The 17,189-nt window shown below is 40.1% G+C and carries 17 protein-coding genes; all 17 read right to left on the reverse strand.

The window, feature by feature from the left end:
• Nucleotides 1–39: 39 nt before the first annotated feature.
• Nucleotides 40–1,329 (reverse strand): solute carrier family 23 protein, encoded by a 1,290-nt coding sequence (locus tag JFV29_RS04850; protein WP_201181507.1) that lies wholly within the window; start codon nt 1,327–1,329, stop codon nt 40–42.
• A 182-nt stretch (nt 1,330–1,511) separates the two neighbouring features.
• Nucleotides 1,512–2,057 (reverse strand): bifunctional pyr operon transcriptional regulator/uracil phosphoribosyltransferase PyrR, encoded by a 546-nt coding sequence (gene pyrR / locus JFV29_RS04855; RefSeq protein ID WP_056527097.1) that lies wholly within the window; start codon nt 2,055–2,057, stop codon nt 1,512–1,514.
• A gap of 193 nt (nt 2,058–2,250) precedes the next feature.
• Nucleotides 2,251–3,168: an RluA family pseudouridine synthase gene (locus JFV29_RS04860; protein WP_201181508.1), complete on the reverse strand. Its 918-nt coding sequence runs from the start codon at nt 3,166–3,168 to the stop codon at nt 2,251–2,253.
• Between the two features lie 4 nt (nt 3,169–3,172).
• Nucleotides 3,173–3,631 (reverse strand): signal peptidase II, encoded by a 459-nt coding sequence (lspA, locus tag JFV29_RS04865; protein WP_053345257.1) that lies wholly within the window; start codon nt 3,629–3,631, stop codon nt 3,173–3,175.
• A gap of 252 nt (nt 3,632–3,883) precedes the next feature.
• Nucleotides 3,884–6,652, reverse strand: a complete 2,769-nt coding sequence (ileS, locus tag JFV29_RS04870) for an isoleucine--tRNA ligase (protein WP_201181509.1) — start codon at nt 6,650–6,652, stop codon at nt 3,884–3,886.
• Between the two features lie 396 nt (nt 6,653–7,048).
• Nucleotides 7,049–7,564, reverse strand: a complete 516-nt coding sequence (locus JFV29_RS04875) for a DivIVA domain-containing protein (RefSeq protein ID WP_053345255.1) — start codon at nt 7,562–7,564, stop codon at nt 7,049–7,051.
• An 85-nt stretch (nt 7,565–7,649) separates the two neighbouring features.
• The gene (locus JFV29_RS04880; RefSeq protein WP_201181510.1) at nt 7,650–8,423 is read right to left on the reverse strand and encodes a YlmH family RNA-binding protein; all 774 of its coding nucleotides are present in this window, start codon (nt 8,421–8,423) and stop codon (nt 7,650–7,652) included.
• A 140-nt stretch (nt 8,424–8,563) separates the two neighbouring features.
• Nucleotides 8,564–8,830, reverse strand: a complete 267-nt coding sequence (locus JFV29_RS04885; protein WP_053345253.1) for a YggT family protein — start codon at nt 8,828–8,830, stop codon at nt 8,564–8,566.
• A 6-nt stretch (nt 8,831–8,836) separates the two neighbouring features.
• Nucleotides 8,837–9,301: a cell division protein SepF gene (locus JFV29_RS04890; protein WP_201181511.1), complete on the reverse strand. Its 465-nt coding sequence runs from the start codon at nt 9,299–9,301 to the stop codon at nt 8,837–8,839.
• 14 nt (nt 9,302–9,315) lie between these two features.
• Nucleotides 9,316–9,993, reverse strand: coding sequence for a YggS family pyridoxal phosphate-dependent enzyme (locus JFV29_RS04895; protein WP_201181512.1), 678 nt, complete (start codon nt 9,991–9,993; stop codon nt 9,316–9,318).
• Entirely contained in the window at nt 9,990–10,823 is an 834-nt protein-coding gene (gene pgeF, locus JFV29_RS04900) for a peptidoglycan editing factor PgeF (RefSeq protein ID WP_201181521.1), read from the reverse strand. Before pgeF ends, JFV29_RS04895 begins: the two co-directional genes overlap by 4 nt.
• Before the next feature lie 56 nt (nt 10,824–10,879).
• Nucleotides 10,880–11,149 carry a YlmC/YmxH family sporulation protein gene (locus JFV29_RS04905; protein WP_053345249.1) on the reverse strand — a complete coding sequence of 90 codons (270 nt, stop codon included), beginning with the start codon at nt 11,147–11,149 and terminating at the stop codon, nt 10,880–10,882.
• 238 nt (nt 11,150–11,387) lie between these two features.
• Nucleotides 11,388–12,167, reverse strand: coding sequence for an RNA polymerase sporulation sigma factor SigG (gene sigG / locus JFV29_RS04910; protein ID WP_053345248.1), 780 nt, complete (start codon nt 12,165–12,167; stop codon nt 11,388–11,390).
• Between the two features lie 151 nt (nt 12,168–12,318).
• A complete protein-coding gene (sigE, locus tag JFV29_RS04915) occupies nt 12,319–13,038 on the reverse strand; it encodes an RNA polymerase sporulation sigma factor SigE (RefSeq protein WP_053345247.1) in 720 nt (239 codons plus the stop codon).
• Between the two features lie 59 nt (nt 13,039–13,097).
• Nucleotides 13,098–14,024: a sigma-E processing peptidase SpoIIGA gene (spoIIGA, locus tag JFV29_RS04920; protein WP_201181523.1), complete on the reverse strand. Its 927-nt coding sequence runs from the start codon at nt 14,022–14,024 to the stop codon at nt 13,098–13,100.
• Nucleotides 14,025–14,608: 584 nt separating this feature from the next.
• Nucleotides 14,609–15,766, reverse strand: a complete 1,158-nt coding sequence (gene ftsZ / locus JFV29_RS04925; protein ID WP_053345245.1) for a cell division protein FtsZ — start codon at nt 15,764–15,766, stop codon at nt 14,609–14,611.
• A 44-nt stretch (nt 15,767–15,810) separates the two neighbouring features.
• Complete coding sequence (gene ftsA / locus JFV29_RS04930) at nt 15,811–17,109, reverse strand: cell division protein FtsA (protein WP_201181525.1); 1,299 nt, start codon at nt 17,107–17,109, stop codon at nt 15,811–15,813.
• Between the last annotated feature and the right edge of the window lie 80 nt (nt 17,110–17,189).

Genomic DNA, 17,189 nt, shown 5'->3' on the forward strand with positions numbered 1-17,189 from the left:
TTCTTTTAAAAGGTGATATATTGTGTGATACAGTTTAACTTATTTTTCAAAGATGTCTCCGGAAATTTTTTCTCTGTCCGGTAATATCAAGTTAAGCAAGATTCCAACAATCGCTGAAAGTGCCATTCCAGATAGCGATACCTTATCCGATAATTGTACAAACGCTCCGCCGATTCCAAGTACCAGGATGACTGAAGCTATCATCATGTTGCGTTTTTTATCAAAATCAACTTTATTATCAATCAGCATCCTTAATCCGCTTGAGGCGATGATACCGAAAAGTAAGATTGATATTCCACCCATCACAGCTGTAGGAATCGAGCTGATGACTGCTGAAATCTTACCGTTAAAGCCAAAGACGATTGCAGTTAAAGCAGCTCCGCCGATGATATACACGCTAAATGCCTTTGTCATCGTCAGAACGCCGATATTTTCACCATATGATGTTAGTGGTGGCCCACCGATGAGGGAACCGATCATGATTCCGGCTCCATCCCCTAGGATGGATCGATGTAAACCGGGCTTTTCCAAAAAGTTTCTGCCAACTACTTTACTCAGTACCATCTGGTGGCCGATATGTTCTGATAATGTGACGACGGCCACAGGGACCATGATAGCAATGACTTCCCATGAAAAGATTGGTGTATAGGTTATATAAGGAAACATGAATTTCGGCATTTCCCACCATTGTGCAGATTTAATTGGTTCATAATCTATAATTCCCGCAACTGCTGAACAGCTGTAGCCAACTATAATTCCCATTAAAATAGGAATCAAGTTAATGAATCCTTTAAAGAAAACGTTACAGATAATGGTTACCGCTAAAGTTATTAGGGCTATTATAATATATGTGACACTGTATTTATCTTGCGGATCATACATCGCCATGTCTACAGCCGTTCCAGCGAGGCTTAACCCGATTACAATGATAACTGGTCCAACCACAACCGGAGGCAGCAAATTCATTAACCAGCGTAAACCGACTTTTTGGATAATCAAGGCTACTATTCCATATATGAGTCCTGCTGCAAAGCAGCCAATCATGGCCGCTTCCGGTCCGCCCAACGCCTTTGCCAAAATAATTGGCGTGATGAAGGCGAAGGATGAACCGAGATAAGCAGGTATTTGACCTCTGGTAATCAACAAGTAGGATAATGTTCCTAAGCCGCTTGAAACCAAAGCCACAGCCGGGCTTAACCCTACTAGGAATGGCACTAACACCGTTGCACCAAACATTGCGAATAGGTGCTGGATACTTAATGTTATCCACTGGCCAACTCTAGGTACGTCTTCAACATCAAGTACGACGTCACTTTTTATTTCTTCCATTTTCATATCCCCCTCATGAAAATTGCATCAAAACTGCAAAAACCCTCTTTGCAGTATTACACAAAGAGGGTTTCTCAGAAGGTCATTACCTATACATAGGCATAGATCTCCCAATTCACTCCCCTTTGCCAGCCTCTCTGGACTGTCTTTAAAAGGGTTTTATTTAATTTTCATGTTGTTGTTTATTTTTCTAGTATAGTGACTTGATCTACTTCATCTACTTCTGTTAAAGTAACGGTGATTTTTTCCGATTGTGATGTTGGAACGTTCTTCCCAACGAAATCTGCACGGATCGGCAACTCTCTATGTCCTCTGTCAACTAATACTGCGAGCTGGATTTGTGAAGGTCTTCCCAGATCCACAAGTGCATCCATTGCCGCCCTAACGGTTCTACCGGTAAAGAGAACATCATCTACTAAAATCACTTTCTTATCGCTAATATTGACTGGAATGTCTGAACCTTTTACGACCGGTTCACCATCATTCGTATTTTTCGATAGGTCATCGCGGTAAAGTGTAATATCAAGTTCACCTAACTGAATTTCTTTACCTTCTATTTGATTGATGCGCTTTGCAAGTCGGTCAGCCAAGAAAATCCCGCGTGTACGAATCCCAATTAAGACGCAATCCTCAATCCCCTTATTTTTCTCAATAATCTCATGGGCAATTCTCGTCAAGGCTCTGCTAATGGCCTGTTCATCAAGTACTATTGCTTTCTCATTCAACATATTGGCCACCCCGAATTCTTTCATCTGATTGGTCCCCTTTAACAAAAAATCCTCACACCCAGAAGGCGTGAGGATTTCATCGCTATGGGTACAATTATCCCATTTAGCGTATCCGTTTCCTTCTCAGTCTCTCTGGACTGTGTTAAAGGTTCTCATTAAGTTATTATTATAATATATCATAAAAACTCTATTGTCAATCCTTACTTCTACGTAATTGATTAATAAGATTTTCGAACTCTACCGGAACTGGTGCTTCGAATTCCATATACTCATTTGTACGAGGATGAACGAAACCAAGCAAACCGGCATGCAATGCTTGTCCATCTAACTTCAACGTCTTCTTCGGACCATATTTTGGATCTCCTGCAAGCGGGAATCCGATATATTTCATATGAACACGGATTTGATGAGTTCTTCCTGTTTCAAGCTGACATTCCACCAAAGTAAAAGCAGTGAAACGTTCGATGACACGGAAATGAGTTACAGCATTTTTGGAGTTAGAGTCTGTCACCGTCATGCTTTGGCGTTCTTTTTTATCACGGCCAATTGGAGCGTCAATCGTTCCGAAGTCATGCGGGATAACCCCATGAACTACAGCTTGGTACTTACGGGTAACAGTTTTATCAACCAGTTGCTGAACAAGCTTTTCATGCGCCATATCATTTTTAGCAACCATTAATAAACCTGATGTATCTTTATCGATTCGGTGGACGATACCTGGACGCATTACACCGTTGATTCCAGAAAGATCCTGGCAGTGAGCCATCAATCCATTTACAAGGGTACCAGATACATGTCCTGGCGCTGGGTGGACTACCATACCGCTCGGTTTATTAACAACCAGCACATCTGCATCTTCATAATAGATATCCAAATTCATTTCTTCAGCGACTGCATCCAATTCCTCAAGTTCAGGAATCGTTACTTCAATTGTATCGCCTGTAATACATTTGTAATTCGTTTTTATTGCAGACCCATTAACTAAAACGTGGTCATCTTTAATCCATTGCTGGACTTGAGTACGTGACCATTCCTCATTTAATGTAGAAAGAGCCTTATCAATCCTAACGCCTTTTAGTGTTTCATCGATGCTGTATAACCTTTTATCCATTATCTTACTCCTTAGCGTTTTTTTCTTCTAAAAACATATGAATCACGAGCAGTCCGACACCAATTGAAAGCGCAGCATCAGCAACATTAAATACCGGGAAACTATAGCTGAATATATAGGTATGAACGAAATCGACTACTTCCTGACGAACAACACGGTCGATAAAATTACCAATCGCACCGCCTAGCATGAGCGCAAGTGAAACTCCAAGCAAACGGCTTTCCTTCGCCATTTTCTGAATATAATAGACAAGTCCAATAATGACAGCGATGGTGATGATGTAGAAAAACCACATTTGACCTTGTAGAATTCCCCATGCGGCCCCACGGTTACGATGCGAGGTGATATATAGAAGGTTTTCAATAATTTCAATGCTTTCTCCGTACTCCATTTTTTTCACAATCATCCATTTTGTCAGCTGATCGAAAGCTATGACCAAAAGGGCAATTAAGTAATAAAACACATTTTTTCCCCCAAACTAATCAAATCTTCACTTTTGAATTGTAGCATAAACTAGAAATAATGACTAATACGAAAAACAGAAGACCTCAATCAGCACGTGGAGAATATAAGCTTGGGCTGACAAGGTGCTCTTTTCTTTTTTTAGGAAACAATTTATTTTCGCAAATGATTTTGGTTGTTTCACACACTAGATACCATTTCCCATGAAAAAGGCCGGTCCCCTCATCTAATGGGAACCGGCCCTCCTTTTAAATTATTGATTCACATAATGCTCTTTCACTACAGTTGCACAGCGTGGACAAAGTGTTGAATGTTCTTCCACTTGGCCTACTTCTTTTGAAACATTCCAGCAACGTTCACACGTTTCACCTTCTGCTTTTGTTACAAGAATAGCAATATCCTCAAGTTTTACCGCTTCTGCTGGGGCACTTGCCACATCGCCAGCGATTACAAACTCGGATACGATGAATAACTGTTCAAAGCTCTCTTCGATGCTATCAAGCAGATTCTTTGTTTCTTCATTTACATATACCATCACTTTTGCGTTCAGTGATTTTCCGATAACTTTCTGATTACGAGCTTCTTCCAATGCTTTTAAGACATTATCACGGACATCCATAAATGCCGTCCATTTTTCTTCAATGGCTTCAGCATTATCGATTGAAATTGCTTCGGGCATCAATGTCAATTGTACACTTTCTTCCGTTACACCTGGAATGAACGCCCATACTTCATCAGCTGTATGAGAAAGAATTGGTGACACCAATTTCGTTAAGCCGACCAATGATTCGTAAAGAACCGTTTGGATCGCCATACGATCTTTACCGTTAGGTGCTTCACAATATAAAATATCTTTCGCATAATCAAGGTAGAACGAACTTAAGTCCTGCGTACAGAAGTTATTGACCATATTATAAATTGTAGCAAACTCATAATTCTCATAGCCTTGTTTCGATTGAGTAATCAGCTTATTCAATTTTACTAGCATATATTGATCGACTTCACGTAATTCTTGGAATACCACTTTATCAGTATCAGGATTAAAGCCATCCAAATTACCTAACAGGAAGCGGAATGTATTGCGGATTTTGCGATACACTTCAGAAACTTGTTTTAAAATCGGATCTGAAACTCTTACATCTGATTGGTAATCCACAGAAGCAACCCAAAGGCGTAAAATATCTGCGCCAAGTTGGTTCATGACTTTAGATGGAAGTACAACGTTCCCAATCGATTTACTCATTTTACGGCCTTCACCATCCAAAGCGAACCCGTGGCTTAACACACCTTTATATGGTGCTTTTCCTGTTACAGCCACACTTGTTGAAAGAGATGAGTTAAACCAGCCGCGGTATTGATCCGAACCTTCTAAATAAAGGTCAGCAGGACGCTGCAGATCATCTCTTTCTTCAAGTACTGCTTGATGGGAAGAACCTGAGTCAAACCATACATCCATGATATCCGTTTCCTTCGTGAAGATACCGTTCGGGCTGCCTTCATGGGTAAACCCTTCTGGAAGAAGATCTTTCGCTTCCTGTTCGAACCAGATGTTTGACCCTTGTTCGCGGAATAATTCTGAAATATGGTTGATTGTTTCATCCGTGATGATTGGTTCACCATTTTCTGCATAAAATACTGGAATTGGCACGCCCCATGCACGCTGACGGGAAATACACCAATCTCCACGGTCACGGACCATATTAAACAGGCGTGTTTCACCCCATGCCGGCACCCATTTCGTTTCTTCAATCGCTTTTAGCAGTTCACCACGGAAGTCTTTAATTGACGCGAACCATTGCGCCGTTGCACGGAAAATAGTCGGTTTCTTCGTCCGCCAGTCATGTGGATAAGAATGGGTAATGAACGTCAAATTCAATAGTGCGCCCACTTCTGTTAATTTTTCCGTAATTGGTTTGTTTGCTTGATCATAAAATAATCCTGCAAATTCCCCTGCTTCTTCTGTCATGACACCTTTTTCATCTACAGGACAAAGAACATCCAAGCCATATTTTTGCCCGACGATAAAGTCATCTTCCCCGTGTCCAGGTGCAGTATGAACACAACCAGTACCAGCCTCAGTTGTTACGTGCTCGCCCAACATCACAAGTGATTCCCGGTCATAAAGAGGGTGTTTAGCAACGGCACGGTCCAGTTCGCTACCTTTTACCGATTTCAATATAGTTGGGTTATCCCAGCCTAGAGTTTCTGTAACTGATTCAAGAAGAGCTTCAGCTACTAAATATTTTTCATTTTCGACAGATACCACCACATAATTTAATTGTGGATGCAATGAGATTCCAAGGTTAGCTGGAATCGTCCAAGGTGTTGTTGTCCAAATAATGATTTTTACGCCTTCTTCAATTACACCTTTTCCATCTGTGACTTCAAAAGCAACATAGATAGATGCAGAACGTTTGTCTTGATATTCAATTTCAGCTTCCGCTAGGGCTGATTCACTTGAAGGAGACCAATAAACAGGTTTTTTTCCTTTGTAGATATAGCCTTTTTTCGCCATTTCACCAAAAACCTTGATCTGTTGTGCTTCATATTCAGGTTTTAGGGTAATATAAGGATTCTCCCAATCTCCGCGAACCCCAATACGTTTAAACTGCTCACGTTGATTGTTGATCTGTACGTACGCATACTCTTCACATAGCTTTCTGAATTCAGCTACGCTCATTTCTTTCCGCTTTACACCTTTTTTAGTTAGTGCCGTTTCAATCGGTAGTCCGTGCGTATCCCAGCCCGGTACATATGGTGCTTGAAAACCGCTCATTGATTTAAAGCGGACAATGAAATCCTTTAAAACTTTATTCATTGCATGGCCCATATGGATATCGCCGTTTGCATATGGAGGTCCATCATGCAAAATAAATAAAGGGCGTCCTTCAGTTTGTTCTTGCACTTTTTTATAAATGTCCATTTCTTTCCACTTTTCCTGGATTTCTGGCTCACGTTTCGGTAAATTACCACGCATTGGAAATTCAGTTTTAGGCATCAATAAGGTATCTTTATATTCCATTATAAAATCCTCCATCCGTCTTTACACAAATTCATTCGAACCGATGACTTGATATCCGGACAAAATAAAAAGCCCTCTCATCCCTAAAAAAGGGACGAGAAAGCTTTGCTTCCCGCGGTACCACCCTGGCTAGAAAGATTCACAATAAAGCGAATCCATCCTCTCGAGCATTCGTAACGTGAATGAAACGCATCGTTTACTTACTGCAACAGCAGGTTCAACTCAGAACTCAAGGGTGATATTCAAATTCTTCGCTTATTCCGGGCTTGCACCATCCCCGGCTCGCTAAATATAAGTGTTTGAAGAATCTACTGTCCCTGTCATCGTCTAATGTCATCATGAATAGTATTGTTAAAAAATTATATGCGAAAAAAGTGTTTAAAGTCAAGGAAACCTTTAAATTTCCTCTTCCACTCTTTCATTTAGTTCTATTTCAGTCGCATCTACTTCATAATCAAGAAGATGATCCCAATCGTCATTGTCCAGCAAATCAAGCTGTGCTCCGACAAGCATTTTAAAACGTGTCCGGAATACTTTTGACTGCTTTTTCAAATCCTCAATATCCATCGCTATTTTTCTTGCTTTCACAAGCGACTCATTGACGATCCGATCAGCATTTTTCTCAGCTTCCTTAATGATCAGCTTGGCTTCTTTTTGAGCATTGCGCTTTAATTCTTCTGCTGCTTCCTGTGCGACAATAATCGACTTATTAAGTGTACCCTCAATGGTCGTAAAATGTCCTAAACGATCATAAGTTTCGTTTAATTTTTCTTCAAGTTCTTTTTTCTCTCTCAAAATCAGTTCATAATCTTTAATGACCTGGTCGAGAAACTCATTTACTTCATCTTCATCATACCCTCGAAATACTTTACCAAATTCCTTGTTATGTATATCTATCGGGGTTAAGGGCATTACGGCACCTCCAGAACGGTTTCTACTCTAGTATGTTAAAACTCTATATTCGACAATAAATGTATGAATCCTGCTTGCGATTGAATTATTTTTGTCTGCCTAATGAGATTCTCCACTTATCCTTTTTGGTTTTTCCATCTATTGAGGCTAATTTACATCTACCAAAACCTCTGATAGAAAGTGTATCACCCTCGCGGCATTCTTCCGAAACATTATCTGTTTGCTTAAAATTCACCTTTACTTTTCCCGATGTTATCAGCACTTGTGTTTTTTGACGAGAAATATTCAAGACGGACGATAAAACACTGTCAAGCCTTAAAGAAGTAACAGTAGTTACTTGCTCTTCCCAATTTTCTTTCAACTTGATGATATTCTCGATGGGAAGCCTTTTAATCGTAACGGAAGCGCTACCGATTTTTTCTAGGTTTCCTACGAGATATAAATCCATCTCTTCGGCAGCGATAAATTGAATTTGCTCCTCTGTCACTATTATATCACCAAATTTTTCACGTTTTACCCCCAGAGACATCAAGGTTCCAAGTATTTGCCTGTGCTCTAATGTAACAAATTTTTTTGGATAGGAGATATCGTATAAGGAGATATTGAAATCTGATGGTTCAGGAGAGTAATAATCAGGGTAAATGAGCACACGTTTTCGTTCAACGAAATCACTCCCGCCATAAAATTGCAGCTTTGCATCCGAATCATTCCCTAATAAGGAAGAAAGGATTTCCTGCTGACGCGGATCGAGAAAATCAGAAAGTTTTGGAGCATAAGAATTTTTCACCTGGTCAATCCAATTCACTGCCTGATCGATAAAATCCTTTTCCTCCGGCCTGAAATGCTGATAAATACTCATGATTGAATAATTGCTCCTTACTTGTCTAATTAATGGTCGCTCATCAGGATATAAATATTGACTTCTTCGTTGCGCTACTACACAGTGGGGCATTATCCAACTGTGTAGTAAGAAATACGCATTTTCAGATTAAAAGTTAATCACCCGATTAAAGTTTGCAGATAATAGATTCCATATCCGCTGGCAAAGTTAAGAACCAACAAGGCCACAAGCGGTGAAAGGTCGATCATGCCAAGGGGTGGTATAAATTTTCTGAACGGTTCTAAATAAGGTTCGCAAATCTTTTCCAGGAATTGGCCAATCGATGTTTCCCGAGCATTAGGGAACCATGACATTAATATGTAACCGATTAATGCCATTGAATAAATTTCAATTAAATAATATAAACCTTGAAGCACTAAACCCATTAAACATTACCACCTCGCTTCTTCATACTCCTCTTCGGCGGCGAAACCGGTAATATTACCCGAAACATCGACGTTATCCGGAGTACATAAGAATATATCTGTTCCAATTTTTTGGATATCCCCGCTGATTGCATAGACAGTTCCACTTAAAAAATCAATGATTCGCTTTCCTTGGTCATGTTGAATCCGCTGAAGGTTCACAACAACGGCACGACGGTTTTTCAAATGGTCCGCAACTTCTTGGGCTTCTGCATAAGCACGAGGTTCCAACAATACTACTTTAGAAGATTTCTGTACGCTTTGCAAACTTACGATATTCTTATTGGAGTTATTTCCTGTAGAAGTGGGCTGCTGTTGTTTACCTGATTTCACGACTTTTTGTTCAGCCTCCTCTTCTTCCACCACTTCTTCCTTGTACTCATACTCATCATCCAGCGCGAAATAAGATTTAAATTTTGATACGAACGTCATCTATGCGTACCTCCTTATAATTCTTCGCCTACCAGTGCTGTACCAATGCGAATCATTGTAGCGCCTTCCTCAATCGCAATCGTAAAATCATTGGACATCCCCATGGACAATTCAGTGCATGGAGCATGTCTTAAGCCAGCTTTTTGGATTTCCACTTGAAGTCCCTTTAATTTTCGGAAGCATCTGCGCAATAATTGTTCATCATCTGTCAAAGGCGCCATTGTCATTAATCCAGCAACATTTACCTTATCTAAAGTCGATAGCCCTTGTATAAAATCAAGTGCCGCTTCAGGATCTATTCCATGTTTAGATTCTTCACCTGAAACGTTAACCTGGACTAAACAGTTTATCGGCTCATTTGCCCGTTTTTGTATTTCTTCTGCCAAAGAAATACGATCCAATGAATGAATATACGAAATTTTATCAATGACATTCTTTACTTTGCGTGTTTGCATGGAGCCAATATAATGCCAGTTTGGTTCATCCTTCAGCACTTCATATTTATTCAATAAACCCTCATCTCGATTTTCACCTAAATCGAATATGCCTGCTTCCAAGGCCTCTTTTGCTCTCTCAATGGAAACATATTTCGTCACCGCGATTAACTTTATCTCATCACGGTTCCTTCCACTAATTTCACATGCTTTATTTATCTTTTCTTCGATGTTTTTTAAATTATCTACTACTTTCACTGCTTCCCTAAATCCTCCTTCCAACCAATAAAACTCATCAATCTACCTGTCTTTCCGTTATCACGGCGATGCGAAAAAAACAAGTCATGATTACAGCTTGTACAATATGATGTCACGTCAATCTGACTTTTTGGAATTCCCGATTTTTGAAGAACCATTGCATTAAGCTGTTTAAGGTCTAAATGATATTGTCCTTCGCTGATTAAATTATAGGGCTTTTCGTCATTATCTTCCAGCAAATTCTGCACCAAATCTATCACTTTATCATCAACAACATAGCACTTTGAACAAATCGATGGTCCAATTACAGCAAATATCTCCGTTGACTTTATACCCTTACTCTGCCAAGCTTCAACCATTTTTCGTGCAATTCCATTAACGGTACCCTTCCAGCCAGCATGCGCCACTCCAATCATACCATGTGCTGGAGCCAGAAAATATAAGGGCACGCAGTCAGCATAGCAAAGGGTCAATAAAACATTTTTATCCTTCGTATAAAACCCGTCGGTAGCCTTAAAGCTTGAAGCATAATCTGCTGCGCCTTTCCCGGCATCGAGACTGGTCACTTGCTGGATATATGTTTCATGCGTTTGCTCGGCTCCTATCCATTCATCGAGCGGAAAAGATAGCTTTTCCGCTAAAATTCGGCGGTTTTCCTGGACATCATCTAGCTTATCCCCTACATGAAAACCGGTATTCAACTTTTTAAAGTTTCCAGAACTAACTCCCCCATCTTTCGTGGAGAAGCCCGCTACAAGCTGGAGGTTTTGATGTCTCCAGCTGTCAATGAGCAAATATTGGTCTTCTATTATAACAAATGGTTCTTTCATGATTTAAACCTCTTTATTTTTAGTCTAGTGTATCATATATTTGCACCCTGCACCCTCTAAAACCTTTCATCTTTCAGTTCTGCTTGAAATACTGTCTGATGTTCAACAAGAATGACATCCGCACCGATTTTTTTTATTTTACGCCAAGGAATCACGATGTCCTGTTCCCTCCCGAAAAACCCCATTAACCTGGTGCCATTGGAGACTATAATCGCTTCAATCTTCCCTGTAGCTGTATTGATTTCAAGATCTGACATATTACCTAATTTCTTCCCATCAGCTATATTGACGATATCCTTAATTTGAAATTCAGAAATTCTAGTCATTTCACTCAGCTCCTCAAATTTTCATCATAAATGAAGGTCCTATTTCTATGTATATGACATGATTCACTTAAGGATGAAGATTACAATAAATAAACGTACCTTCATGGTGTTTGTGAAGTATACTTCTTCAGAGTTTTTAAACATAATAAAAAAGCCGCTATGGATAAGTTGCTGATAAGCGGGTAGTTGGACGTTTTGTCCCTACCCGCTTCAGCCAACTTTTTCTCATGCTCAGCTTCTACTGTTGGATATTTTTATTCATTTGCTTAATTGCTGCTTTTTCCAATCGGGAGACCTGCGCTTGTGAAATGCCGATTTCCTCAGCTACCTCCATTTGCGTCTTCCCTTGGAAAAACCGTTTTCGAAGAATCATTTTTTCCCGGTCATTCAACCGTCTCATGCCTTCATTTATTGCTATTTCATCAATCCAAGTACTATCTTTGTTTTTCTCATCACTCAGCTGGTCGAGTACATAAATCGGATCCCCGCCATCATTATAAATCGGTTCAAAAAGGGAAACTGGATCTTGTATTGCATCTAATGCAAAAACAATTTCTTCATGAGGTACCTCCAACACTTTGGCGATTTCTTCAGCTGTCGGCTCTCGAAGAGTTTGGCTAATGAGCTTTTCTTTAACCTGCAAAGCTTTGTAAGCAATGTCTCTTAAAGAACGGGAAACTCGAATCGGATTATTGTCACGGAGATATCTTCTGATTTCTCCAATAATCATTGGTACAGCATACGTTGAAAACCTAACATTTTGACCTAAGTCAAAGTTATCTATCGACTTCATCAACCCTATACAGCCTACCTGAAATAGATCATCTACATACTCTCCCCGATTGTTAAAGCGCTGAATAACGCTTAAAACGAGTCGAAGATTCCCGTTTACCAGTTTCTCTCTTGCTGAAATATCGCCATCTTGCAGTTCTTTAAAGAGTTTTCTCATTTCTTCATTCTTTAAAACCGGTAATTTTGATGTATCCACACCGCAGATTTCAACCTTATTACGAGACAAAATTATTCCCTCCTCACAGGAGCGCTGTACAAAAAACAGTATTTCCGCGGGAGAAAAAAATATGCACAAGGCTTGAACAGAAAATCACCATTATTTTTCATTATTGCATTCAAAGCATTGATTTAATTGGTATTTGCGCCCATCATTTTTTTTACACCATTTTATTAAATTCTTTTCGAAGCCTCTTAATAATTCTTTTTTCCAAACGTGAAATATAAGATTGGGAAATTCCCAACATATCGGCAACATCTTTTTGGGTTTTTTCTTCTCCACCTGCAAGTCCAAAACGAAGCTCCATTATCTGTTTTTCACGTTCGGAGAGCTGCGTTAGAGCCTTCGTTAGCAGCTTACGGTCCACATTTGCCTCCAGGTCCTTCGTAATTATATCATCGTCAGTACCAAGGACGTCCGATAGCAGGAGCTCATTTCCATCCCAGTCAATATTCAGTGGTTCATCAAAAGACACTTCAGAACGTATTTTGTTATTCCTTCGTAAATACATTAAAATTTCATTCTCTATGCATCTAGAGGCATATGTAGCTAATTTAATTTTTTTCTCGGGGTTGAATGTATTTACAGCCTTAATTAAACCTATGGTACCGATGCTGATTAAGTCTTCTATATTGATACCTGTATTTTCAAATTTCCTTGCAATATAGACAACCAGCCTTAAATTTCGTTCGATTAAAATCGATCGTGCAGCTTCATCGCCCTTAGGCAATTTATTAATCAGTATTGCCTCTTCTTCTTTTGAAAGCGGCGGTGGCAGCGCCTCACTCCCTCCTATATAAAATATTTCGTCCGTTTTCAATCCGAGCTTGAACAATAGTTTGTACCAAAAATAAGTGAGTCGAAGAATGAATTTCTTCAAAATAATTCTCCCTTCTAAATAAACGGTTAATGGGTAAAATTTTTGAATGAATCAGTGGTTCAGGAGGCATTTTGCACCGGTATGCCGGTTAACATTTTTGGATGAACAATAGATTGATAGCTATTGTCGGGAGAAAGTTGCTGAAAGGTAAACGAAACGAGTCCCTGCTTGACATGATACTCTTTTTCACCTTGAACGATTTTAATAAAATCCGGCTTAACCGCAGTTAACAATTGATGTTCATGACCGACAACTTTATAAGGGATAACTCGCATTCGTCCAGTCCACGAATACTCAGGCTGTTCCTCCTGCTGAACCAGGCTATCAGGGTTTTTAAACAGGTCTAGCATATCTGCTGGGATTCCTTCTTCCCCCCCTGAAAGGGAGATAATCATTACTGGAGAGCGGGTAATCGGATCATATAACTGATTTCCACTATCCACAAGCCCATTAAATGTTCCTTCAAAGTCTGAAATTTTAACCGATACTGAAACCATTTGTTCATGTGTAAGCTTTGTCATCTCCATCCCCTCGAGTGTGCGCTTGGAAAATTGCCAAGCAAGCGGGAACCCAATCATCACAAATATCCAGCTGACAGGGTCACCAAAACGATTGATTCCAGCATATTGGCTAGGGTCCTTGGAAACTATTTGAAATTCAAACAAATAGTGAAGGCCAAGAAGGATTCCTCCCGATAAAAACGTCACAAAATATAAAGTAGCTACCGACTTCATGAAAAGGTTGAACCTATTAAACCCAAAGGTAGCCAGAACCATAAATAGAGAAACTAAAATCTTCATGTAAACTCGGTCGGCAATTGCATAAAAAGGAGTGAACGCCAATACGATAATGAAGGAACCAATCAGCCCACCGACACAAACCCGCCATAGAGCAACCCTTCGTTTGAGAATAATTGCAGTCCAATATAGAAGGAGGCAGTCAAATGACCAATTCAACAACCAGATCACATCTAAATATAAGGTCAAAAACCCTCCCCTCCTTTTAGGAACTAACCTTCCACTTGCAAAAAGTATAGCGTACCTTCCCTTAGAAAGTGTGTCACTTTTTGTACTGAAAACTTAAGAGTTTTTCAGTAATTTTTTCCCTTTTTGTAGAAAAACAGCTATTGATATTTTCAATTAAGTCATAGAGACTATCCTGCTCCCTTTTATTGCTGTCGATTTATGTTTCAAAAGATAAAGAATTTCTTCCCTCCCGTTATCTTTTTCTCCTTAAGATGATGAAAGTTCAAAATACAAATAGAACGTCTGCTCGGAAACGTTCTTCACCTATTTTTCAAATGAGAATGTCTAGTTGTTTTTACTACGTTTAAATAGGGCATTGAGTGCAATGAATAACCCTAAGCCACTTCTCAGTTTACTCTTAGTTAGAAACCCATTAGTCAGATACAGAGAAACCGTGTAAAGCTATTGATAGTACCTTTTTGAAGGCCATAGAGTATTTAATGCGCTTATCTGATGATTTCAATCAAAATTCAGCTTTTCAGCAGAGATTTTTTTAAACACAAAAAAACCGTTCCCATTGGGAACGGTTCATTATGGTTAAGAAATTAACGCCTTCTATTACGGTTACGAAGGAAGGTTGGAATATCCAGAGCCTCATCACCTTGATTAGTATTACGCACAGGCTGCTCATTGACTTCTTCTCTCTTCACTTCACGCTTAACATTTGACTGTGGCGTTTGTTGTGTCTGAGGTCTAGGTTGCTGCTGTTGTCCAAGCGTTGGACGTCCAGCAGGCCGTATTGAAGATTCAACCTCGTTAAACCCAGTTGCAATAACTGTAACGACGATTTCATCTTTAAGATTTTCATTGATAACCGAACCGAAAATCATGTTTACGTCTTGATCGGATGCAGTAGCCACGATATCGGCTGCTTCCTGAACTTCAAAAAGACTTAGGTTCGTTCCACCAGTAATATTCATCAGGACGCCTTGAGCACCATCAATGGATGTTTCAAGGAGGGGACTGGAAATAGCTTTCTTCGCTGCTTCTGCTGCACGGTTTTCCCCTGAGGAAATCCCAATGCCCATAAGAGCTGAACCTTTGTTGGACATGATTGTCTTAACATCGGCAAAGTCTAAGTTAATAAGACCAGGGACGGCAATTAGATCTGAAATCCCTTGTACACCTTGACGAAGAACATTATCCGCTTCACGGAATGCTTCAAGCATTGGCGTACTTTTATCAACAATTTCGAGGAGACGGTCGTTTGGAATGACGATTAGTGTGTCAACCGATTCCTTCATGGAAGAAATACCGCCTTGTGCCTGAGTTGCACGTTTTCGGCCTTCGAATGTGAATGGACGTGTGACTACACCTACCGTAAGTGCTCCTAAATCTTTAGCAATACCAGCAATAACCGGCGCAGCTCCTGTACCTGTTCCGCCACCCATTCCAGCAGTTACGAAAACCATATCGGCACCTTTAAGCGCTTCTTCAATTTGTTCTTTGCTTTCTTCTGCGGCTTTCTTTCCTACCTCCGGGTTGGCACCAGCACCCAATCCACGTGTAAGCTTACCACCGATTTGCATTTTGATTTCTGCTTTTGATAGATTAAGAGCCTGCGCGTCAGTATTGACTGAAATAAACTCAACACCTTGTACGCCATGCTCGATCATTCTGTTTACCGCATTGTTTCCGCCGCCGCCAACACCTATTACTTTTATCGTTGCTAATTGTTCTAAATTAGAATCAAACTCCAACATGACAATCCTCCTATTTTGACGAAATTCCCGATTCTTTATGATTGTTATTCAAAAAAGTAACCCAGGATTTTTTTGAATTTAGATTCACCTTTTTCACCTTGTTTTTTAGCCGTGTTCTCTTTACTTTTCTGAGAAACTTTTTGACTGCGCTGGTCATTATTTTCTTGTGCTTGTCCAGCTGCTACAGGAGTTTTATTAGCGGTGTTTTTTTGCATTCTCTCTTTCTTGCATGCGTGTTTAATCAGACCTACAGCTGTCGTGTATTGAGGCTCTCTAACTCCGATATAATTCGGTTCTGCCGTCCTCACACGATTTTGGAACACATATTGAGCAAGCTCCAGGACTCCTGGCATCTTGACGACACCACCGGTCAACACAAAACCTCCCGGGACATCCTGGAAGCCAAGTCTCCTCAAATCATCTTGAATCAGCTCAAATATTTCGGTCACCCTTGCTTCAATAATATCTGAAAGCATTAACTGATTGCAGGGCTGCTGCTGGTCGCTGCCGATGATTGGTATTTGGAATACTTCATCTTCAGACGCGTCATCATAATAGGCATGTCCATGCTTAACTTTAATTTTTTCAGCTTCTTCCATCGTTGTCCTTAGAACGATGGAAAGATCTTTCGTAAGAGTCTCCCCGCCTATAGGAATCACAGACGTATATTGTAAATAGCCTTGTTCGAAAATTGCCAGAGTTGTAGAACCTCCGCCAATATCGACAAGTGCCACACCAAGTTCTTTTTCATCCTTGGATAATACAAGGGCACCTGCTGCTAAGGGCTGAAGAGCAATATCGGTTATTTCTAACCCAGCTCTTTCCACACACCTCAGAGTATTATGTAAGATTGTCCGCAGACCCGTGATTAATATCCCTCTCATTTCCAAACGAACACCTATCATGCCCCTTGGATCACTGATTTCATCAAGTTCATCAACCTTGTAATGAATCGGTACCACGTCGATAATTTCCCTGTCGGATGGTATCGTTATTAACTCCGCTGCTTCTCTAACACGGAAAACGTCATGCTCAGTAATCTCTTTATTGTCACTGGATACTGCTACCACCCCATGACAAGGTTGAAGCGTGACGTGATTTCCACTGATACCGACGATTACTTTTTTTATCTCCATCCCAATCATTCGCTCAGCTTGCTCTACAGCTTTTTGAATAGATTGGACGGTTTCATCTATATCGACGATCGAACCCTTTTTGAGCCCTTCTGATTTAACATTCCCTACGCCGATTATATTTAATGTGTCATTGACCATTTCCCCAATGATAACTTTTACACTGGATGTACCGATGTCAAGACTTACGTAAATTTCGTTGCTGTTCATTCCATGGCACCTCCTTCGGTTTTATACATGTATTAGTAGAATAACATTTTTATATTGAAAGACCTATTCATAATTGAATA

Origin of the sequence: Peribacillus sp. TH16 (assembly GCF_016651095.1) — a bacterium.
Classification (GTDB): Bacteria; Bacillota; Bacilli; order Bacillales; family DSM-1321; genus Peribacillus; species Peribacillus butanolivorans.